The sequence below is a fragment of the Pseudoduganella sp. GCM10020061 genome, from assembly GCF_042683405.1.
Taxonomy (GTDB): domain Bacteria; phylum Pseudomonadota; class Gammaproteobacteria; order Burkholderiales; family Burkholderiaceae_D; genus Telluria.
Map to the genome: position 1 here is coordinate 567,193 of NZ_JBHUJS010000002.1, position 21,588 is coordinate 588,780.

Genomic DNA, 21,588 nt, shown 5'->3' on the forward strand with positions numbered 1-21,588 from the left:
CTCACTCCTCCATATTGATGAAGATGGTGCGGCCGCGATGCGCGATCGCCTCCACCGGATGGCCGAGGCAATCGGACAGCAGCGGCGCGCGCATCACCTCGCCGACGGGGCCGGCGCTCCAGCGTCCGTCGCCGTGCAGCAGCAGCGCATGGGTGGCCGCGCCATGGATCATGTTCAGGTCGTGCGACACCATGACGACGGTACGGCCGCGCTCGCGGCACAACCCGGCCATGAGCCGCATGACCGAGACCTGGTGCGCAAGATCGAGCGCGCTGGCCGGTTCGTCCAGCAGCATCAGCTGCGTGTCCTGCGCCAGAAGCGCGGCGATGGCGACACGCTGGCGCTCGCCGCCCGACAGGGTGCGCACGTCGCGCGCTTCCAGGTCCAGCACATCGAGCGCACGCAGCGCCTCGCGCGCCGCACGGTGGTCGGCGCTGTCTTCCCAGTAGCTGTCGGCCTGCCAGGGGTGGCGCGCCATGAGCACGGTTTCGATCACGCGGTAGGCGAACGGGTCGCTGCGCGATTGGGCCAGGTAGGCGCGCTCGCGCGCCAGTTCCGGCAGCGGCCAGTCGCCGACCGGGCGCCCACCGACCAGCACGGTCCCGCGATCGGGGACGCGCAGGCCGGCCAGCGCGCCCAGCAGCGTGCTCTTGCCGGCGCCGTTGCGGCCGATGATGGCCCAGCACTCGCCGCGGCCGGCCTGCCAGTCGAGCCCATCGACCAGCGCGCGCCCGCCGGCATACAGGGAAAGGTTGGCGGTGGCGATCATCGCTTGCGCATCCTCAGCTGGTGCAGCTGGAACAGGAATACCGGCACGCCGATCAGCGAGGTCAGGACCCCGACGGGCAGCTGCTGCGGCGCCAGCACCGTGCGCGCCAGCGTGTCGGCCAGCACCAGGAACGCGCCCCCGCCCAGCGCGGCGGCGGGCAGCAGGATGCGGTGGTCGGCGCCGAAGGCCTGGCGGCAGGCGTGCGGCACCACCAGGCCGACAAAGCCGATCGCGCCGGCGGTAGTGACGGCTGCTGCGGTCAGGATGCCGGCCAGCGCAAACAGCATGCGGCGCAGGCCGGCGACATTGACGCCGAGCGCAGCGGCGCCTTCGGCGTGCAAGGCCAGCACGTTCAGCGCCCGCGCGCGCGCGCGCAGCACGCCGAAGGCGATGCACAGTGCGACCCACGGCATCCAGCGCCAGCCCGTCCCGGACAGGTCGCCGACCATCCAGAACACCATGCCGCGCAGGCGCGACTCGGGCGCGATCGACAGCATCAGCGTGACCACGGCCATGCAGGCCGCCGACAGAATCACGCCGGTCAGCAGCAGCGTGGACGAGTCGCCCGACAGCTCGCGCTGCAGGTGGCCGTCGAGGTCGCGCCGCGCCAGCAGGTACAGCACCAGCGAGATCGCCAGGGCCCCGCCCAGCGCGGCCAGGTCCACCATCCAGAGCGCGCCGCCGACCAGCAGCGCGCCCAGCGCGCCCACCGCCGCGCCGCTGGAAATGCCAAGCACATACGGGTCCGCCAGCGGGTTGCGCAGCAGGGACTGCATCATCACGCCGGCCAGCGACAGCGCGGCGCCGACCGCGAAGGCGCTGGCGGCGCGCCCCAGGCGCAGGTCGAGCAGGCTCGCGGCCAGCCCGGCGGGTTCGCCCGTCACGACCGATTGCAGCGCGTCCACGAACTCGCCCGGCGCGATCGGCACGGAGCCGACCAGCGTCGAGCCAAGCAGCACGGCCAGCGCCAGCAGCGCCATCGCCAGGGCGATCCTGCGCTGGCGTGCCGCACTGCCGGTGTGCGCGCTGCGCTCCATCAGAAGTCCACCCTTGCCGACAGCTTCAGCTGGCGTCCGTCAGCCGGGTAGATGCCGGCGCGGCAGCCGAAGGCCTGGCTGAAGTACTTCCTGTCGCCCAGGTTGAGGGCGGCCAGCGCGAACTCCCAGCGGCCAATGCTGCGGGCATAGCGCGCATCGACCGTGGTGAACGACGGCATGCGCGTGCTGCAGCTGTTGGAGAAGTCGCTGCCATACCTCTGGCGGTCGGTCCACTGCACGCCGACATCGAAGCTCTGCGCATCGTCCGGCACCCAGGCAAGGCGCGCGGTCGCCGTGTTCTCGGGCACCAGCACCATGTCGCGGCCCGCGTTCGGGCCTTCCGTGAATTCCGCATCCACGTGCTGCGCGTTGGCGCTCACGGTCCAGCTGCGCGCAAAGCGCAGGCGTGCCGCCAGCTCCACGCCCTGGCGGCGGGTCGGGTCGAGGTTGGTGTTGGCGCCCCAGCCGATGGTGGGGTCGAAGAAGATCTCGTTGCGCAGGCGGTGGCGGAATGCGCGCACGGTCAGTTCGCGCGCCGGCACGCCAAAGGTGGCGCCGAGTTCCAGGTCGCGCGAGGTCTGCACGTCCAGCACGCCAGTCGAATCGCGGTAGCTGTTCTCGTCCGCGTTTGCCACGCGGTAGCTGCGCCCTGCCTTGGCATACACGGACAGCATGGGACTCAACGCGTGGCTGCCCTGCAGCTCCCACGCGCTGTGAGTCTGGCGGGTCGATTCGGCGCCGGGGTTGAACGCGAGCGGATCCACGTAGTCCTTGTCGAAGCGCTCGCGGCGCATGCCGGCCGAGACGCGGGTGCCGTCCCGGCGCAGCTCGTCGCGCAGGTACAGCGCGCGCGATACCTGGCGCGCATCGGCCTTCGAGAAGTCGGCCTGGGTCTGGCGCTGCCATTGCATCCAGTCGAAGCCGGCCACCAGCTCATTGCGCGCCGCGCCCCACTGCGAGACATGGCGCACGCGCGGGGAAAACTGGTCCTGGTCGGTGTCGTAGCGCATCTTCGATTCGAACGGTCCGCTGCCGAAGTCGCTGACGTAAACCGAGCGCACCGTCTTGCTGCGGTGCGAGAGTTCGGCCGCGAGGTCGAACGCGCCGAGGCGGTATTCCGCGAACGCGGTGGCGCGGTCGGAATCGAGCGAGCCGAAGTCGCGCGGGGTCGATGCCTGCCGCGGGTCGCTTGCGAACTCCTCGAGCTTCAGCGAGCCTGGCAGCTCCGAGTCCTGGCGCGCGCTGTCGATGCGCAGGCCGATGCGTCCGCTTTCGAAGGCCCACTGGGCGCCGCCCGAGAAGGCGTCCAACTCGAAGCGGTTGTGGCGGCGGTAGTTATCGGTGCGCAGGCCGGTGACCGCCGCGTCGAGCGCGAAGCCATCCCAGCTGGCCGCGCCCGACAGGCGCAGGTCGCGGTAGCCGAAGCTGCCCAGCTCCGCGCGCGCGCTGGCGCGGCGGCTGTCCTTGCCGGGTCGCCGGGTGACGATCTGGATCACGCCGCCGGTCGCGCCTTCGCCGTACAGCACGCTGGCGCCGCCGCGGATGATCTCGATGCGCTCGATGGTCTCGATGGGAATGTTGGCCAGGTTGGCGTTACCGAGTTCGGCGTCGGACATGCGCACGCCGTCCACCATCACGACCATGTTCTGGACGCTGTTGGCGCCGAAGCCGCGCAGGTCGAGCGCGAAGTCGGGCGAGCCGTCCAGGCTCTGGCGGCCGGTGACGGCGCCGAGCTTGCGGATCGCTTCGTTGGCGTCGGCGACGCCCGCGCGGCGGATCTCGTCGGCGCTGATGACGGTGGCGCCGGGCGGCGCAAAGCCCGGGTCGGCGGCAAAGCGCGCGCCGCTCACGGTCACGGTCTGGAGGATGGAATCGGCGCTGGCGAACGGGGTCGCGCCAAAGGCGATGGCGAGGGCGAGCACCGGGCGGCGCAAGGCAAAAGCTGGAGTCATTTGTTTAACAGGATCGAGTGTGCACCCAGCCTGCGTCCCCGCAGGCCGGATTCAACGGAAGGCGCGCATGGCGCTTCCACCTGTCCTGGCCGGTATCCGGGCTCCAAGCATCGCCGCTCCACCTTCCTGCGCGAACGCAGTGGCTGTCGGAGCGGCCTGCCGCCATCAGGGATGGCGGCGCTTGTTTACCGTTGCGGGGGCAGCACACGTTGGCCGCGGCGTTGGCGCGCGCGGCGTTGTGTTTCCCGTTTAACTGCCCGCGTGGTCACGCGGGCGGGCACCAGAACAGTGAGATTATAGCAAGCCTTGGGGACTGTCCCTCCGGGACCGTTCCCCTTCCTTACGAGCCGCGCTTGCCGCGCGCCGCTTCCTCGGCCTTGGCGGCGGCGATGGCAGCCGCGCGCTCGGCCTTCTCCTGCATCTCGGCGGCGTGGCGCGCGAGGCGCTCGGCGCGCGACTGCGGCGTCTCCAGGCTGATGCGTCCCAGCGCGCCGCTGCGGTAGTCGTGCAGCAGCACGTGCGCCGATTTCTCGAAATCCAGGTCGCCGCCCTTGACGCGGAAGCCCCGCTTCATGCCCACGCCCTCCACCACCGCCACGCCGTCCATGCCTTCGGTCTTGAGTCCGTAGCGCGCGGCCAGCAGGTTCGGATAGCGTTCCAGCAGCACTTCGGCCAGGAACACGGCGACTTCTTCCTCGATCAGCGCATTCGATCCGATCGCGTGGCTGGCGGCCAGCATCAGGCCATCGCTGTCCATGTCGATCTTGGGCCACATCAGGCCGGGGGTATCGATCAGCACCGTGTGCTGGTCCAGGTAGATGCGCTGCTGGGTCTTGGTGACGGCCGGCTCGTCGCCCACCTTGGCGACGCGGCGCTTGAGCAGCGCGTTCATCAGGGTCGACTTGCCGACGTTGGGAATCCCCATGATCATGATGCGCAGCGGCTTGGTCGGCACGCCGCGGTGCGGGGCCAGCTGCTTGCACAGCGTGACGATGCGCGCGACGTCGGACGGCTTCTTGGTCGTCATCGGGTAGGCGGTGACGTTGTCCTGCGCGTTGTAGTAGCTGGCCCACAGCGCGGTCGCCACCGGATCGGCCAGGTCGCTCTTGTTGAGGATCTTCAGGCACGGCCGCTGGCGGAACACGCGCATGCGCTCGACCAGTGGATTGCAGCTGGCTTCGGGCAGGCGGGCGTCGAGCACCTCGATCACCACGTCGGTGTCGGCCATCGACTCCTCCGCCTTCTTCTTGGCGGCGTTCATGTGGCCGGGGAACCATTGTATCGACATGCTGTGACTTTCTGGGAGAACTGGGGATGAGCCGCTATTTTAACTGGGCGACGGCCGGAAGGCGTGCGCCATGGCCGCGTCAGTCCAGCCCGGCCAGCGCCTTGACGTGCGCGACCACGCTGCGCCCGAGCGCGGACAGGGCGTAGCCGCCCTCCAGCGAGCTGACGATGCGGCCGTTGCCGTACAGCCGCGCGACTTCCATGACCTCGCGCGTCAGCCAGGCGTAGTCTGCCTCGACCAGCGCCAGCCCGCCCATGTCGTCCTCGCGGTGGGCGTCGAAACCGGCCGAGATGAAGACCATCTGCGGGCGGTGCGCATGCAGCGCGGGCAGCCAGTATTCGCGCACCAGCTGGCGGATCTCCTCGCCGTCGGCCGCCACCCTGACCGGCACGTTCACGAAATGCCGATCGATCGGTTCCGGCTCCGTGTACGGATAGAAGGGATGGCGGTAGAAGCTGGCCATCAGCACGCGCGGATCGGCCGCGAACGATTCCGCGGTGCCGTTCCCGTGATGGACGTCGAAATCGACGACCGCCACCCGCTCCAGCCCGTGCACCTCGAGCGCGCGGCGCGCCGCGATCGCGATGTTATTAAAGAAGCAGAAGCCCATCGGCGTGCCGGGGGTGGCATGGTGGCCGGGCGGGCGGACCAGGCAGAACGCGTTCGCGATCTCGCCCCGGATCACCGCATCGGTGGCCGCGACCGCGGCGCCTGCCGCGCGCAGCGCCGCGCGCCAGGTATGGCAGTTCATGATGGTGTCGGGGTCGATCGGATAGTACTCGCCCGGCTGGGTCGGCGTGTGGTCGCGCACCAGCGCAATCGCGCCCTGCGAATGGTTGCGGGCGATATCGGCCAGGTCCGCCAGCGGCGCCTCGCGCCGTTCGATCAGGCCGTCGAGGCGCGCCAGGATCAGCTGGTCCTCGATCGCCTGCAAGCGCTGCGGCGATTCCGGGTGCCAGTCCCCCATCTCATGCTTGCTGCAGTCAGGGTGGGAATAGATTGCTGTGTTCATCTCTGTGGTGCTTAACGGGGCTGGCGTTCTCGCATAGAATCGTAACACGACGCACTACGCCCGAATACCAAGCCAACGAGAATCCATGTTTACCAAACTTCATACTGTAGCGCGCCAGGTCAGCCAAATTGTCGTCGGCAAGGACACCCAGGTGCGGCAGGCCCTCACCTGCCTGCTCGCCGGCGGCCACTTGCTGGTCGAAGACGTGCCGGGCGTGGGCAAGACCACGCTGGCGCATGCGCTGGCGATCTCGCTCGGCATGAAGTTCAACCGGGTCCAGTTCACCAGCGACCTGCTGCCGGCCGACGTGGCCGGGATTTCGGTGTACGAGCGCGAACGCAACGGCTTCGTGTTCCATCCCGGCCCCATCTTCACGCAAGTGCTGCTGGCCGACGAGATCAACCGCGCCACGCCCAAGACGCAGTCGGGACTGCTCGAAGCGATGGAGGAGCGCCAGGTCACCACCGATGGCGTGACGCGCGCGCTGCCGGAGCCGTTCTTTGTGATCGCCACACAGAACCCGGCCAACCAGGTCGGCACCTTCCCGCTGCCGGAGTCCCAGCTGGACCGCTTCCTCATGTGCCTGTCGCTGGGCTATCCGGATGCGGCCGCCGAACGCGCGCTGCTATTGGGCGAGGACCGGCGCAGCATGCTGCAGTCGCTGCCGGCCGCGATGCTGCCCGAAGAACTGGTGAGCGCGCAGCGCGCCCTGCGCGAGATCCACACCTCCGCCGCGCTGGTCGACTATGTGCAGTCGCTGGCGCAGGCATCGCGCCAGAACGGCATGTTCGCGGAAGGCCTGTCGCCGCGCGCCTCGATCGCCCTGCTGCAGGCCGCGCGCGCCTGGGCCGCGCTGGAAGGGCGCAACCACGTAATCCCGGAAGACGTGCAGGCGGTGCTGGTGCCCGTGTGCGCGCACCGCCTGCGCCCGCTCAAGTCGGCGCATGGCGTGGCGCTGGCGAGCACCGACCTGGTGCTGCAGCTGCAGGCATCCGTGCCGGTCTAGCGCAGGATGCCATCCGCGCTCACATCGCTGGTGCGCCGCAAGGCCGACAGCTGGCTGTTCCAGCTGGACGCGCCCGACACCGGCGCGGTCACGCTGACCCGGCGCCGCGTCTTCATCGTCCCGGCCCGCGCCGGCATCGGTTTTCTCGCCCTGCTCGGGGTCCTGCTGATCGGCTCCATCAATTATTCGCTCGGCCTGGGCTATGCGCTCACCTTTACCATCGGCGCGTGTGCGGTGGTCGACATGGTCTTCACCAACCGCAACCTGGTCGGGCTGCGCCTGTCGCCCGGCCGCGCCGCGCCCGTGTTCGCGGGCGAGGAAGCGCGCTTTGAACTGAACCTGTCGAATCCGACCCCGCTCGACCGCTATGCCGTATGGCTGGACTGTACCGATACGCCTGTGCCGCGCCAGGTGGCCGACGTGCCCGCGCAGGGCAAGGCGAGCGTGGTGCTGGCCATGCGCACGTCCGAGCGCGGCTGGCTGCCAGCGCCACGCGTGCGCCTGTCGACCCGCTTCCCGCTGGGGCTGTTCCGCGCCTGGGCGTACTGGCGCGCCGACGCGCGTGTGCTGGTCTACCCGTTCCCCGAGACGGTGGCGCCTGCGCTGCCGATGGCAGGGCGCGACGGCAACGACGGCGGAGGCGGCGCGGGCCAGGAAGACTTTGCCGGCATCCGCAGCTACCAGCCCGGCGACCCGCTGCGCCGTCTGGCGTGGAGGCAGATCGCGCGCCTCGACCCCGAGCTGGGCGGGCAGCTGGTCACCAAGAATTTCGAGGGCGGATCGGTCGAGGAACTGGTGCTCGACTTCGACCAGCTGCCGCGCAGCATGGGCGTGGAGCAGCGCCTGTCGCGCATGACGCGCTGGGTGCTCGAAGCCGAGCTGCGCGCCCTGCCCTATGCCTTCCGCCTCGGCAGCATCGAGTTCGCCCCGGCCGTGGGCGAGGCGCACCGCGCGGCCTGCCTGCGCGCGCTGGCGCTGTACGGCCGCGATGGGGACCCGGCATGATTGCCGCGCTCCGGCGTACCGCCGCCCGCCTGACGCGCGACAAGGCCGACACGCTGCTGCTCGTGGCCGGCACCCTGCTGGTCCTGCTGCCGCACTTCGGCCACCTGCCGCTGTGGATTTCGGGCGTGTGCGTGGCCACGCTGCTGTGGCGCGCGCTGATCACCGTGCGCGGCACGCGCCAGCCGCCGGTGCTCCTGCTGCTGCCGATCGCGCTCGGCGCGATGGCCGGGATCTACGCCAGCTTCCACACCCTGCTCGGCCGCGATGCCGGCGTGGCGATGCTGGTGCTGCTGGTCGCATTCAAGATGCTGGAGATGCACGCGCGGCGCGACGTGTTCGTGGTGGTGTTCCTGTGCCTGTTCCTGGTGCTGGCGAACTTCTTCTATTCGCAGAGCATTCCGACGGCGCTCATGATGGTGGCCTCGGTCATCGTGCTGCTCACCGCGCTCATGTCGTTCCAGTTTGCCGGCACCCAGCCGCCTCTGAGGCGCCGCCTGCGCGCTGCCGCCACCATGTTCGCGCTGGCCGCGCCTGCGGCGGTCATCCTGTTCGTCGTGTTCCCCCGCATCCAGGGTCCGCTGTGGGGCATGCCCGGCGACGCCACCTCCGGCACCACCGGCCTGTCCGACGAGATGACACCGGGCGATATCGCCAGCCTGGCACAATCGGGCGAAGTGGCGTTCCGCGTGCGCTTCGCAAGCCGCGCGCCGCAGCGCCGGCAGCTGTACTGGCGCGCTTTCGTGCTCAGCGAATTCGACGGACGCACATGGTCGCGCCAGCGCCGTTTCGGCGTGGGAGCCGAAACGCCGGCCGCGCGCGTGCGCGGCAATCCGGTGGCCTACGAGCTGACGCTGGAACCGGGCAATGGCCGCCGCATCTTCGCGCTCGACCTGGCGCCGCGCCCGCCCCAGCTGCGCGGCAATCCGGTACGCATGACGCCCGATGCGGAACTGCTGTCGACCTACCCGGTGTACGACCGCGTGCGCTACACCGCCCTGTCCTACCCCAACTACACGCTCGGCGTGGCAGGCGGCCTGCTCGACTCTGCGCGCTGGCTGCGGCTGCCCCAGGGCGGCAACCCGCGCGCGCGCGGCTGGGCCGCGCAACTGGCGAAGCTGCCGGCGGAGCAGCGCGTGAACCGCGTGCTGCGCACCTTCCGCGAACAGCCGTTCAGCTACACGCTCGAGCCGCCGCTGCTGGGACGCGACACGATCGACGAATTCCTCTTCACCACCCGCGCCGGCTTTTGCGAACACTACGCCGGCTCCTTCGTATACCTGATGCGCGCGGCGGGCGTCCCCGCGCGCGTGGTCACCGGCTACCAGGGCGGCGAGCCCAATCCGGTGGACGACTACTTCACCGTGCGGCAGTCCGATGCGCACGCGTGGGCCGAAGTGTGGCTGGGCGGGCGCGGCTGGGTGCGCGTCGATCCCACCGCCGCGGTGGCGCCCGAGCGCGTGCAGCGCGGGATTGCCGCCGCGCTGCCGCAGCCAGCTCCGTTCGGCATTGAAGGACTCGGGCCGCTGCTCGACATCAACGACAACACGTCGCTGTTCTCGCAGCTGCGCTTCCGGCTCGCGGCCATCAACAACGGCTGGAACCAGTGGGTGCTCAACTACACGCCGGCGCGCCAGCGCGGCTTCATGGATAACCTGTCTACGATGTTTGGCAACCTGCATGCGCCGGCCGCGCTGGCAGCAGTGCTCATGCTGTTGTACGCAGCGCGCGAATTGCGCCGCAGGCGCGCGGCCGATCCGGGCGATGCGCTATACTTGATCCTGACCCGCCAGCTGGCGCGGCGCGGCTTTCCGCGCCAGCCGCACGAAGGTCCTTCCGCTTACGCCGCGCGCCTGCGCGACAGTGCGGGGGCCAAGGCTGGCAACATCGATGCGGTCGTCCGATTCCTCTCCCTGTACAGCGAGTACAAATATGGCCCGGACGGGCGCAACGCGGCTTCGGTCGCGGCCATGAAACGCATGTTGAACGAATCACGATGAAATTCAGGCAGCACGTCCTCCTCCCGCTATTCGCCTCCTCCCTGATGCTGCTGCCGTTTGCCGCTTCGACCGCGGCCGCCGCGTCCACCGCCTCGGCGCAAAAGGCTGCGCCGAAAAAGAAGGCGAAGAAAGCAGCCGTCCGCAAGCCGGTCAGGAAGAGCGCCGCCGCGCCGAAGATCGACTACCAGGGCAAGCAGGTCGACCTGGCGCAGTGGGAGAGCGTGTCCCTGTTCGCCGACGACATGGTGCGGCGCCACGGCTACGGGCGCGAAGAGATCGACGCCCTGATTGCGAAAGTGCGCTTCATCGAGTCCGCAGTCCAGCTGGTCAAGCCCATGCCCGCCGGTAAACCGAAAAACTGGCAGGTGTACCAGAGCCGCTTCGTCGAGCCGATCCGCATCAATGCGGGGGTGCGCTTCTGGAATGCGAATGCAGACCTGCTGGCGCGCGCCGAAAGCGAGTACGGGGTCCCGGCCGAGATCATCGTCGGCATCATCGGCGTGGAGACCATCTATGGCCGCGACACCGGCCGCTTCCGCGTCATGGACGTGCTGGCGACGCTGGCGTTCGCGTATCCGGAGACGCCGAACCGCGAAGCGCGCATGGCCTTCTTCCGCAGCGAGCTGGAAAACACGCTGCTGCTCGCCCGGAAATTCAATACCGATCCGTTCTCGCTGCAAGGCTCGTTCGCGGGCGCGATCGGCATGCCGCAGTTCATGCCTGGGAATATCCTGAAGCTCGGCGTGGACTTCGACCGCGACGGCGCGGTCGACGTGCGCGATTCCGCCGCCGACGCCATTGGCAGCGTGGCCAACTTCCTGGTCGAACATGGCTGGCGCCGCGACCAGCCGGGCGAGCTTGCCTATCCGGCAAGGGTCCGCGCGGAAGGCGGTTGGGAAAAGTTCATCAATGCGGGGCTGTCGGCATCGAACACGCAGGAAGAACTCGCGCAGGCCGGAATCACCACCCAGGCCCCGCTCCCTGCGGGCGAAAAGTTCGGCCTGGTCGACCTGCAGAACGGTTTCGAACCGACCGAATACTGGCTCGGGTCGAACAACTTCTTCGCCATCACGCAGTACAACCGAAGCTTCTTCTACGCCATGTCCGTGATTAACCTCGGGCGTGCGGTCAAACTGGCGCGCGGCGCCTAGCCTTGCCTCTCGCCGCGATGCCCGGCTTTCCGGGCCGTCGCGGCGAATTCCCCTTCCAAAGACGCATGGCGCAAGGCGGCTACGCGCTTGCGCACCTGTACGCCGGAATCGGCCGGAGTATGCAAAGATGGCATCTCTGCTAACATCGTTTGCTTATTGGCCATGGTGTCGGCGACGATTTTGTAAGGGTATGTAACGACGTTTCCCACAAGCCATCATTTTGCGGTGTGATACCCCTACAGTACGTGGTCATTTTGCTCTGGGAAATTGAACGCATACCCCCTGAAAAGTTTCCGAAAGGCATAACACGTTATACCCGCTGCAAGCATTAATGCAGTATTGTTATGCAAATGTTTTCTTAAAAAACAACGATTTATTCAGTGGTTTTGTGAGAGAATTGCATCGAGGCTATGTTGCGGCTAGACAACAATGTTTCACACGCTATCCATGCGGTGTTGCTTTCAGGTATCCGGCCGGAAAAAGCTTGTACAATTGAGTATATATTTTAAAAAGAAAATCACCCGGAAAACCCCATCGCCTGAAAGCCAGTACAAGAAGGTCCTGCATCAAAGCTGATGCTCCGTGTATTTGACTTAAGCAAGACAACTGACAAAGGAAATGACATGACGAACCAAGTCGGCATTGATATGAACAACGATTCGGAAGGCGATGACCTGTTGCAATACAATCCGAACCGTCTGCTGGACACGCTGATCGAGAACCTGCGCCTGAAAAACGACGCTGCCCTGTCGCGCGCGCTGGAAGTGGCTCCGCCCGTGATCTCGAAGATCCGCCACCACCGCCTGCCGGTCGGCGCATCGCTGCTGATCCGCATGCACGAAGTGTCGGACCTGTCGATCCGCGACCTGCGCTACCTGATGGGCGACCGCCGCAACAAGTTCCGCATCAGCGACAAGCAATTCAAGCCAAAGGACACTGGCGACCAGGCCAAGACCGAGCAGAAGTAATCAGCCCGGACAGCGCTCCCCTCGCGGGAGCGTTTTTCATGGCGGGACCGGATCGGATCCGGATGGCGCTCCCCTTGCGGGAGCGCTTTTGTTTGCAGCGGCGCCGGTCAGGCGGGGAACACGCCGGTGGACAGGTAGCGGTCGCCGCGGTCGCACACCACGAACACGATCGTCGCATTCTCCACCGTCTGCGACACGCGCAGCGCGATCTCGCAGGCGCCCGCGGCCGAAATGCCGCAGAAGATGCCTTCCTCGCGCGCCAGCTGGCGCGCCATGTTCTCGGCCGCCGCCTGGCTCACGCTTTCCACCTGGTCCACGCGCGAACGGTCGAAGATCTTCGGCAGGTACGCTTCCGGCCACTTGCGGATGCCCGGGATCTGCGAGCCCTCTTCCGGCTGCGCGCCGACGATGCGGACCTCCGGGTTCTGCTCCTTCAGGTACTTCGATACGCCCATGATGGTGCCGGTCGTGCCCATCGCGCTGACGAAGTGCGTGATGCGGCCTTCCGTATCGCGCCAGATCTCCGGGCCGGTGCCCTCGTAGTGCGCCATCGGATTGTCCGGGTTCGCGAACTGGTCGAGGATCTTGCCCTTGCCGTCGCGCTGCATCTGCTCGGCCATGTCGCGCGCGTACTCCATGCCGCCGGTCTTCGGGGTCAGGATGATCTGCGCGCCGTAGGCGGCCATGCTCTGGCGGCGCTCCACGGTCAGGTTATCGGGCATCAGCAGCACCATCTTGTAGCCGCGGACCGCCGCAGCCATCGCCAGCGCGATGCCGGTGTTGCCGGAGGTCGCCTCGATCAGCGTATCGCCGGGGCGGATCTCGCCGCGCTCCTCCGCGCGGCGCAGCATCGAGATCGCAGCGCGGTCCTTGACCGACCCGGCCGGATTGTCGCCTTCCATCTTGGCCAGGATGATGTTGTTGCGCGCGGCCGCGTCGGCGCCCGGAATGCGCATCAGGCGCACCAGCGGCGTATTCCCGATGGTGTCCTCGATGGTCTTGTAAGCCATGTGTTCGTGTGGGGGGTGTGCGAAAACGTTCATTCTAAACCCTTCCCGGCGTACGCGTGCGGGGCTCCCTGTTGGCGGAATCGGCCATGTTTGGGCCGATTCCGCCAATTTTCAGGCGGCGTGGCGGAATCGCCCTATTTATGGCGGATTCCGCCAGAAGCGGCTGCCGGTGGGGACCGCCCGGTTGATTTAGCGGAGCGGGACGGGATAGGTGGCGACGCTGACGTTGCCGTCCTTGTCGACGGCCTGCACGCCGAAGAAGTAGTTGTCCTTGGAGAGCTTGACGCGCGCTTCGGTCACATTGCCGACCCACTGGCTGCCTTCCCACTGGGCGGCGCTGGTTTCGCGCCAGACGATGCGGTAGCCGGCAAGGTCCGGCTCCTTGTTCGGCTCCCACAGCAGCACCGTATCGTTTTCCAGCTGGCGGGTGCGCACCTGCACGTTCTTCGGCGCGGCCGGCGCCAGCGCGAGCGAGGCCAGCGCCGCCGCATTCACGCGCGCCACCTTGGCGATGTAGTTGTAGTCGTTGTACTCGGGCAGGTCGCCGATCACCTTGCCGTTCTCGGTGCGCACGTTCTGGTGCTGGTGGTCGAAGTCCTCGTTCGGCTCGGAGAAGCGCAGCGCCGCGTAGCCCTTCTCCAGGAACGGCATGTGGTCGCCGCCGCGCAGGTAGCGGTCCGCGCGGTTCACGATCGTCACCTTGAAGCCGGGGTTGTAGCGCTCGCCCATCTCCTTGGTATGGCGCGCCAGCTGGCGCGGCAGCGAATCGTTCTCGCCGCCGGTCGCGACCAGGCCGCGGACCGGATCGGTCATCTCCTTCACCGCCGGGATGCCCTGTGCGAACAGGCGCACCTGCTTGTCGTCGACGCGGCCATCGTCCGCGCGCGAGCTGCCGATGATATCGTTGGTGAACATGCCGGCGATATCGAGCTTCTTCTCGTAGGCCTGGGTGGCCCAGTGGCGCGCGCCGATCAGGCCCTGCTCTTCCGCCGCCACCGCGATGAACACCAGCGTCGCATCGAACTGGTGCTTCGCCATCACGCAGGCCAGCTCCATGACCGCTGCCGTGCCGGACGCATCGTCGTTGGCGCCGGGCGCATCGCCTGCCGCATCCATCACATCGGTATTGCGCGAGTCATAGTGGCCGCTCACCACATAGATACGGTCCTTCGAGGCAGGCTGTGCGCCGGGCAGCGTCGCCACCACGTTCACGATTTCGGTCGGGCGCGAAATGCGCGCGGAGACAGGCGCCACGTGGCTGTCGAACGCCACCTGCAGGCGGTTGCCCGCGGCGGCGCCGCAGCGCTCCAGCTCCGCCTTGATCCAGCGGCGCGCCGCACCGATGCCGCGCGTCTCCGACTCCGTCTCCGACATCGTGTGGCGCGTGCCGAAGCTGGCCAGCTTGCGCACATAGCCTTCGATACGCTTGGCCGACACCTCGGCCAGCACCTTCTCGATCGCCGGCTGGCGCTTGGCCATATTGGGCGCGGCAGGCGTGGCAGGCGCAGCGACGGCGGCGCAGCTGGCGGCAGCCAGGGCAAGGGCAAGGGCAACGGAAACGTGGGACGGGCGAAGCGAACGGCGCATGTTGGGTTCCTCGTAGAAAGATCCACTTATCATCGCATGCCGCGCTGCGCGCGCCAAGGCGCGTCCCGCACGCCGGCGTAAAAAAACCGCGCACGGGGCGCGGTGTATGGACACGCCCTGCGTGCTCACTTCTTGGCGGGTTTCGACTCCGGCTGGCCCTTCATTTCCGCGGCTGGCGCACCGGCCATCGGCTTGCCGTTGACGACCAGCCCGGCCGACGACAGGCGCATCGCCGCCTTGTCGCCGATGCCCTTGACGCGCTGCTGCAGGTCCGCCCAATCCTTGAAGTCGCCGTTCTTGGTGCGCTCCTCCAGGATCGCCTTCGTCTTTGCCGGCCCCAGGCCCTTCACCCCATCGAGCGAGGCCGCATCCGCCTTGTTCACATCGACCTGCGCGAACGCCATCCCCATGCTTGCCATCACCAGCGCGACGCCCACCATCATTTTCCTGATCATAGATTTCTCCGTCACAAATGAAGTCGAAGAGCGGCGGCTGCCGCCCCAGCGCTACAACGCACGACGCGGCATCGCGTTGACCGCGCCTCCGCACCCGCCCCTGCAACGGTATCGTCCCCCGCTACCTTCCCCCTCGCAACGAGTTCCCGCCCCCGATTCCAGTATCAACGAGGCGCACGCATCGCCGCAAAAAGCCCCGAAGTAGCGTCTTCCTCTACCGGGGGTCAGTATCAACGAGGCGCACGCATCGCCGCAAAAAGCCCCGAAGTAGCGTCTTCCTCTACCGGGGGTCAGGCACCTTTTGAGTCCGCTTCCGACACAAAAAACAGGAAAATTCCGGCAGCAGTAGCACGCCCTGCCCCTCCATCCGAACGGATGCGCGCCGGTATTGCCAGCCGCTACCTGGGGGTCAGGCACCGTTTTAGGAAACGGCCGAACGGATTTGTCGGCAGTACTCCGACGCCGGTATCGGAACCGCGCGCGAATCGCTGAGCTGCGGAAATTCGTGGCCCGAAACGATACCGGGGTCAGGACAGCATGGGAGCCGTGCCTGACCCCGGTATCGGCGTTTGATACCTGCGGAGGAGCTTACGAGGGGAACAGCTCGTCGCGGGTGACGGTGGCGGTGCCGAGCTTGCCGACGACGATGCCGCCGGCGCGGTTGGCCATGACGAGCGCGTCGGCCATCGGCAGGCCGGCGCCAAGCATGGCAGCCATGGTGGCGATGACGGTGTCGCCCGCGCCGGATACGTCGAACACTTCGCGCGCGTCGGCGTGCATGTGCAGGACTTCGCCGGCGGTGTACAGGCTCATGCCCTCCTCCGAGCGGGTCAGCAGCAGCGCGTCCAGGCGCAGCTGCTCGCGCAGGGCCTGCGCTTTCTCGGTGAGCTGGTCTTCGGTCTTCCAGCTGCCGACGATGCGGCGCATCTCGGATTTGTTCGGGGTGATGATGGTGGCGCCGGCGTACGGAGTGAAGTCGTCGCCCTTGGGGTCGACCATGACGATCTTGCCGGCCGCGCGCGCGGCTTCGACCATGTGCGCGACGTTGACCAGCGCGCCCTTGTCGTAGTCGGACAGGACGATCACGTCGAAGGCGGGCAGCAGCGCGTTGAACTGCGCCAGTTTGTCGCGCAGCGTGGTGTCGCTCGGCGGCTCTTCGAAGTCGATGCGCACCATCTGCTGCTGGCGGCCGATGACGCGCAGCTTGACGATGGTGGAGATGGCGTCGTCGTGCTTCAGGTAGCTGTCGATGTGCGAGTCGGCCAGCAGGCTTTCGACTTCGTTGCCGGCTTCGTCCTTGCCGATCACGCCGAGCAGGCCGCAGTTCGCGCCCAGCGCGGCGGCGTTTCGCGCGACGTTGGCGGCGCCGCCCAGGCGCGCTTCGCGCTTTTCGATGCGCACCACCGGCACCGGCGCTTCCGGCGAGATGCGGCTGACGTCGCCGAACCAGTAGCGGTCGAGCATGACGTCGCCCACGACCAGGATGCGCACGGCGCTCAGGTCGGGGGCGGCGATGGATTTATGGGATTCGGGGGGCAGCAGGCGGCTTGGGATGGTGTTGGTCATCGGGTTGGCTCTTTGCGGGCTCGTATGGGTCCCCGCGTTCAGCGGGGATGACGCTATCTATTATTTTGCTCAGTATGGGTCCCTGCCTGCGCAGGGACGACGCTAACGCTTTTTATGACTCCGTTCGGTCCCCGCCTGCGCGGGGCCGACGGGGTCAGTTCATGACGTTGAGTTCTTCGGTGCGGCGCGGCGGGTAGGTCTCCCAGCGGCTGCAGCCCGGGCACTGCCAGTAGTACTGGCGCGCCTTGAAGCCGCAGTGGCTGCACTGGTAGCGCGACATCTTCTGGGTGTAGCCGTGCACGAGGTTTTTCACCGTCGAGAGCTCTTCCCAGATGTGCGCGGGCGCGTCCATCAAACGCGCTTCCAGCAGCTTGTCGAGGCCGAGCAGGGTCGGGTTGCGGCGCAGCTCTTCGCTGACCAGCGCGCGCGCCGCTTCGACGCCATCGAGCTCGATCACGGCCTTGAACACGACTTCGACCAGGTCGAACGAGGATGCCTCCGCGAGGTAGGAGCGCAGCAGGTTGACGCCTTCCTGCGGGCGGCCGACGGCGCGGTAGCCGTCCATCAGGCGCTGCGCGACCAGCGCGACGTGCGGCACCGATTGCTGTTCGACGCGGCGCCAGGTCACCAGCGCGCCTTCGATGTCGCCCTTGGCCAGCTGCGCGTCGCCGATCAGGATGGTGGCGCGCACGTTGTTGCGGTCGGCCTGCACGGCCTTGTCCAGCAGCGCCATCGCTTCGTCGGAATTCATCTTCACCAGCGCGTCCTGCGCCAGCTCGCAGTAGAACTGCGCGATCTCCTTCTGGCGCGCGCCGGCGCCGGATTCCTGCAGGCCCCGCGCGGATTCGATCGCGCGCTCCCACTCCTTCTCGCGCTGGAAGATCTCCAGCAGCGCGCGGCGCGCCTGGGCGCCGTACTGGGTGTCGAGCAGCTTGTTGAAGGTCTCTTCGGCGCGGTCCAGCAGGCCGGCCTTGAGGTAGTCCATGCCCAGTTCGTACTGCGCGTGCGCCTGCTGCTCCTGCGGCAGGTCCGGGCGCGACAGCAGGTTCTGGTGCACGCGGATGGCGCGCTCGATCTCGCCGCGGCGGCGGAACAGGTTACCCAGCGCGAAGTGCATGTCGGCCGTCTCCGGATCGTGCTTGACGATCTCGATGAAGGCGTCGATCGCCTTGTCCGGCTGGTCGTTGAGCAGGAAGTTCAGGCCCTTGAAGTAGCCGCGCGGAAGCGTGCGCGATTCGGAGATGAGGTGCTTGATGTCGACCCGCGCCGCGATCCAGCCGAGGCCGAAGAAGACGGGGATGCCAAGCAGCCACCAGAGTTCATAATCCATGTGTGTGCCGGGTTCTTATTGTTGGACGATGGCGCCGGCGCCATCCGGTTGCGGTTGCACTGCGCCCTTGCGCACGCTGCTTTGCAGTTCCTCGATGGTCCGGGTGTGGCTGCGGCGCTCGCGGCGGTGGCGGAACACGGTCGGGGTCACGGCCAGGATGCCGAGCGCAGCGCCGGAAATGAAGGCCACCAGCAGCATCAGCACCAGCGGGCCGCGCAGCTCATAGTTGAGGAAGAAGTTCAGGTCGACCTCGTGCGTGTTCTTGAGGGCGAAGCCGAAGAACAGGACGAAGAGGATGACGCCTAGGATGGTGGAGATGAATTTCATCGGTTCGGGGTCGCCGGGTGTGCCAAAGTGTGCAGTTTGGCATAAGTACGCATATTCATAAAGGGGACTGGCGGGGACGGTACTGCCGCCCTGGCCAATCACGGGGAAAGCCCGCTAAAAAAAACGGCGCCGAAAGGCGCCGTTCTCTGACCACTGACTTCAGTCTTCGATGATCGGTTGCCCGACCATCGCATCAACCCGCTCGCGCAGTTGCTTGCCCGGCTTGAAGTGGGGCACCCGCTTTTCGGGCACCATCACCTTGTCGCCGGACTTCGGATTGCGTCCGATCCGCGGCGGGCGGCTGTTGAGGGCAAAGCTGCCAAAACCACGGATCTCGATGCGTTGCCCGGATGCCAGGGCATTGGTCATCGCATCGAGGATGGTCTTGACCGCATATTCCGCATCCTTCGCCACCAGCTGAGAATAACGCTCAGCCAGGCGGTTGATCAGCTCGGACTTGGTCATCTGGTCGGTTCCGACAGATTACTGCTTGTTGTCGAACTTGGCTTTGAGCAGCGCGCCCAGGCTGGTGGTGCCCGATGCAGCGTTTGCGTCAGCAGCCGACATCTTCTGCATCGCTTCAGCGGTGTCAGCGTTGTCCTTGGCTTTGATCGACAGCTGGATCGAACGCGCTTTGCGGTCGATGTTGATGACCATTGCTTCGACAGCGTCGCCAACCTTGAAGTGCGTACCGGCATCTTCCACGCGGTCGCGGGAGATTTCGGAAGCGCGCAGGTAGCCTTCGACTTCGTCGGACAGCTGAACCACAACACCCTTCGGCTCGACCGACTTGACGGTGCCGTTGACCAGCGAACCCTTGTCGTTCATTGCAGCGAAGTTGTTGAACGGGTCGCCTTCGAGCTGCTTGACGCCCAGCGAGACACGCTCACGCTCAACGTCGATTGCCAGCACGACTGCTTCCAGCTCGTCGCCCTTCTTGAACTTGCGCACGGCTTCTTCGCCGGACTCGGTCCAGGACAGGTCGGACAGGTGCACCAGGCCATCGATGTTGCCTGGCAGGCCGATGAACACGCCGAAGTCGGTGATCGACTTGATTGCGCCCTTGACCTTGTCGCCCTTCTTGTGGGTCATGCCGAACTCGTCCCATGGATTCGCCTTGCACTGCTTCATGCCCAGCGAAATACGGCGACGCTCTTCGTCGATCTCCAGGACCATGACTTCCACTTCGTCGCCCAGCTGGACAACCTTGTTTGGAGCCACGTTCTTGTTGGTCCAGTCCATTTCCGACACGTGAACCAGACCTTCGATGCCCTGTTCCACTTCCACGAACGCGCCGTAGTCGGTCAGGTTGGTGACCTTGCCGAACAGACGGGTGCCCTGTGGGTAGCGACGGGACAGACCGGTCCATGGGTCGTCGCCCAGCTGCTTCACGCCCAGCGAAACGCGGTTCTTTTCCTGATCGTACTTCAGGACCTTGGCGGTGATTTCCTGGCCAACGGTCAGGACTTCGGATGGGTGACGCACACGACGCCATGCCAGGTCGGTGATGTGCAGCAGGCCGTCGATGCCGCCCAGGTCCACGAACGCGCCGTAGTCGGTGATGTTCTTCACGACGCCGGTCACAACCGTGCCTTCTTTCAGCGTTTCCATCAGCTTCTGGCGCTCTTCGCCCATCGATGCTTCGATGACGGCGCGGCGGGACAGAACGACGTTGTTACGCTTGCGGTCCAGCTTGATAACCTTGAATTCGAGGGTCTTGCCTTCGAACGGGGTGGTGTCCTTGACTGGACGGGTGTCAACCAGCGAACCCGGCAGGAACGCGCGGATGCCGTTGGTCAGGACGGTCAGGCCGCCTTTGACTTTGCCATTGACGGTACCGGTGACGATCTCGCCCGATTCCATTGCTTTTTCCAGTGCCAGCCACGATGCCAGGCGCTTAGCCTTGTCGCGCGACAGGATGGTATCGCCGAAACCGTTTTCCAGCGATTCGATGGCCACGGAGACGAAGTCGCCTACCTGGACTTCGAGTTCACCTTGGTCATTCTTGAATTCTTCAACAGGGATGAAAGCTTCGGATTTCAGGCCGGCGTTGACGATCACGAAGTTGTGGTCGAGACGAACGACTTCAGCCGAGATCACTTCGCCCGAACGCATGTCCTGACGCTGCAGGGACTCTTCGAACATCGCGGCAAAGGATTCCATACCGGAAGCTTGGTTGGTTACAGTAGACATAATCATTTAAAGGTTAGCCAGCAAGGCCCGCACAACGCGGCTTCAACTGGGAGAGGTTAAACACACCCCGCACTGCCCTTTGCGAAGGCGGTACGGGCACCAAAAAACGTCAGGCCTTGCGGCCTGGCGCGTTAAGACTTGTGACGCACTTGCGCCCACAGCTTCAGCACTTCGTCGACCGCCTCGAGGGCGACCATGTTCGATGAATCGATGATGTGGGCATCTGCCGCCGGCGCCAGCGGGGCGACCGCGCGGTTCATGTCGCGCTCGTCCCGGGCCTGCAAATCGGCAAGCAGGTCGTTCATATTAGCAGAAAACCCTTTGCCAATCAATTGCTTATAGCGGCGTTCGGCTCTTGCCTGAGTGCTAGCGGTCAGGAAAATCTTGAGCTGGGCATTGGGGAAGATCACGGTGCCCATGTCGCGCCCGTCCGCCACCAGTCCGGGCGCCTTGCGAAAGCCCAGCTGCAGGGCGAACAGGGCCTGGCGCACGGTCGGCAGCGCGGCGATCTTCGATGCCATGTTGCCAACTTCTTCGGCGCGGATGGCGTGGGCGACGTTTTCGTGGCCGAGCAGGATCTCGCCGCCGGTGAATGTCACCTGCAGGTGTTCGGCCAGCTTGGCGATGCCATGCTCGTCCTCGAGCGGCACCGCGCGGCGCAGCGCCTGCAGCGCGGTCAGGCGGTACAGCGAGCCGGAATCGAGCATGTGGAAGCCCAGGCGCTCGGCTACCAGGTGGGCGACGGTGCCCTTGCCGGAAGCGGTCGGGCCATCGATCGTGATGACCGGGATATGGGAATTTGGCATTGTTATTCTTTCAATTCATGAGCCGGGGACTGTCCCCGCACGGGGACTGTTCCCTGATCTTTAGCTGGCCCAGTGGTACTGCATGCTGAAGATCCGGGGACGGTCCCCTGCGGGGACAGTCCCCCTTGG

General features: G+C 66.4%; 19 protein-coding genes and 1 riboswitch. Of the genes, 5 read left to right on the forward strand and 14 right to left on the reverse strand.

Features of this window, described 5'->3' with window-relative positions; all coding sequences use genetic code 11:
- Position 1: 1 nt before the first annotated feature.
- The 5 genes from ACFSQR_RS06370 to ACFSQR_RS06390 form a co-directional block, all read right to left on the reverse strand.
- Positions 2-769: an ABC transporter ATP-binding protein gene (locus ACFSQR_RS06370; RefSeq protein WP_377728800.1), complete on the reverse strand. Its 768-nt coding sequence runs from the start codon at positions 767-769 to the stop codon at positions 2-4.
- Complete coding sequence (locus ACFSQR_RS06375) at positions 766-1,806, reverse strand: FecCD family ABC transporter permease (protein ID WP_377728801.1); 1,041 nt, start codon at positions 1,804-1,806, stop codon at positions 766-768. The genes ACFSQR_RS06370 and ACFSQR_RS06375 overlap by 4 nt, the downstream gene beginning before the upstream one ends.
- Positions 1,806-3,758: a TonB-dependent receptor domain-containing protein gene (locus ACFSQR_RS06380; RefSeq protein ID WP_377728802.1), complete on the reverse strand. Its 1,953-nt coding sequence runs from the start codon at positions 3,756-3,758 to the stop codon at positions 1,806-1,808. The genes ACFSQR_RS06375 and ACFSQR_RS06380 overlap by 1 nt, the downstream gene beginning before the upstream one ends.
- A gap of 69 nt (positions 3,759-3,827) precedes the next feature.
- Positions 3,828-4,058: riboswitch (cobalamin riboswitch) on the reverse strand.
- A 40-nt stretch (positions 4,059-4,098) separates the two neighbouring features.
- Positions 4,099-5,046: a ribosome biogenesis GTPase YlqF gene (ylqF, locus tag ACFSQR_RS06385; RefSeq protein ID WP_377728803.1), complete on the reverse strand. Its 948-nt coding sequence runs from the start codon at positions 5,044-5,046 to the stop codon at positions 4,099-4,101.
- A gap of 79 nt (positions 5,047-5,125) precedes the next feature.
- Positions 5,126-6,058, reverse strand: a complete 933-nt coding sequence (locus ACFSQR_RS06390; protein ID WP_377728805.1) for a histone deacetylase family protein — start codon at positions 6,056-6,058, stop codon at positions 5,126-5,128.
- A gap of 85 nt (positions 6,059-6,143) precedes the next feature.
- Between ACFSQR_RS06390 and ACFSQR_RS06395 the strand changes: the two genes are divergently transcribed.
- From ACFSQR_RS06395 to ACFSQR_RS06415, 5 genes are all read left to right on the forward strand, one after another.
- Complete coding sequence (locus ACFSQR_RS06395; RefSeq protein ID WP_377728806.1) at positions 6,144-7,064, forward strand: AAA family ATPase; 921 nt, start codon at positions 6,144-6,146, stop codon at positions 7,062-7,064.
- A gap of 6 nt (positions 7,065-7,070) precedes the next feature.
- Positions 7,071-8,069, forward strand: a complete 999-nt coding sequence (locus ACFSQR_RS06400) for a DUF58 domain-containing protein (protein ID WP_377728807.1) — start codon at positions 7,071-7,073, stop codon at positions 8,067-8,069.
- Positions 8,066-10,066, forward strand: coding sequence for a DUF3488 and DUF4129 domain-containing transglutaminase family protein (locus ACFSQR_RS06405; protein ID WP_377728808.1), 2,001 nt, complete (start codon positions 8,066-8,068; stop codon positions 10,064-10,066). Before ACFSQR_RS06400 ends, ACFSQR_RS06405 begins: the two co-directional genes overlap by 4 nt.
- Positions 10,063-11,217, forward strand: coding sequence for a lytic murein transglycosylase B (gene mltB / locus ACFSQR_RS06410; RefSeq protein WP_377728809.1), 1,155 nt, complete (start codon positions 10,063-10,065; stop codon positions 11,215-11,217). Before ACFSQR_RS06405 ends, mltB begins: the two co-directional genes overlap by 4 nt.
- Positions 11,218-11,840: 623 nt before the next feature.
- Complete coding sequence (locus ACFSQR_RS06415) at positions 11,841-12,185, forward strand: hypothetical protein (protein ID WP_377728810.1); 345 nt, start codon at positions 11,841-11,843, stop codon at positions 12,183-12,185.
- Between the two features lie 107 nt (positions 12,186-12,292).
- On the opposite strand, the gene cysM is transcribed toward ACFSQR_RS06415, so the two are convergent.
- From cysM to cmk, 9 genes are all read right to left on the reverse strand, one after another.
- Positions 12,293-13,195 carry a cysteine synthase CysM gene (gene cysM / locus ACFSQR_RS06420; RefSeq protein ID WP_377728811.1) on the reverse strand — a complete coding sequence of 301 codons (903 nt, stop codon included), beginning with the start codon at positions 13,193-13,195 and terminating at the stop codon, positions 12,293-12,295.
- A gap of 189 nt (positions 13,196-13,384) precedes the next feature.
- Positions 13,385-14,782 (reverse strand): M20/M25/M40 family metallo-hydrolase, encoded by a 1,398-nt coding sequence (locus ACFSQR_RS06425; RefSeq protein WP_377728812.1) that lies wholly within the window; start codon positions 14,780-14,782, stop codon positions 13,385-13,387.
- Positions 14,783-14,907: 125 nt separating this feature from the next.
- The gene (locus ACFSQR_RS06430; protein ID WP_377728813.1) at positions 14,908-15,237 is read right to left on the reverse strand and encodes a ComEA family DNA-binding protein; all 330 of its coding nucleotides are present in this window, start codon (positions 15,235-15,237) and stop codon (positions 14,908-14,910) included.
- Positions 15,238-15,825: 588 nt separating this feature from the next.
- A complete protein-coding gene (rfaE1, locus tag ACFSQR_RS06435) occupies positions 15,826-16,803 on the reverse strand; it encodes a D-glycero-beta-D-manno-heptose-7-phosphate kinase (RefSeq protein WP_377728814.1) in 978 nt (325 codons plus the stop codon).
- 154 nt (positions 16,804-16,957) lie between these two features.
- Positions 16,958-18,133, reverse strand: a complete 1,176-nt coding sequence (gene lapB / locus ACFSQR_RS06440; RefSeq protein WP_377728815.1) for a lipopolysaccharide assembly protein LapB — start codon at positions 18,131-18,133, stop codon at positions 16,958-16,960.
- A gap of 15 nt (positions 18,134-18,148) precedes the next feature.
- A complete protein-coding gene (locus ACFSQR_RS06445; RefSeq protein ID WP_377728816.1) occupies positions 18,149-18,460 on the reverse strand; it encodes a lipopolysaccharide assembly LapA domain-containing protein in 312 nt (103 codons plus the stop codon).
- Positions 18,461-18,619: 159 nt separating this feature from the next.
- Entirely contained in the window at positions 18,620-18,925 is a 306-nt protein-coding gene (locus tag ACFSQR_RS06450) for an integration host factor subunit beta (protein ID WP_161036683.1), read from the reverse strand.
- 18 nt (positions 18,926-18,943) lie between these two features.
- The gene (gene rpsA, locus ACFSQR_RS06455; RefSeq protein WP_377728817.1) at positions 18,944-20,653 is read right to left on the reverse strand and encodes a 30S ribosomal protein S1; all 1,710 of its coding nucleotides are present in this window, start codon (positions 20,651-20,653) and stop codon (positions 18,944-18,946) included.
- 131 nt (positions 20,654-20,784) lie between these two features.
- Positions 20,785-21,459 (reverse strand): (d)CMP kinase, encoded by a 675-nt coding sequence (gene cmk, locus ACFSQR_RS06460; RefSeq protein WP_377728818.1) that lies wholly within the window; start codon positions 21,457-21,459, stop codon positions 20,785-20,787.
- Between the last annotated feature and the right edge of the window lie 129 nt (positions 21,460-21,588).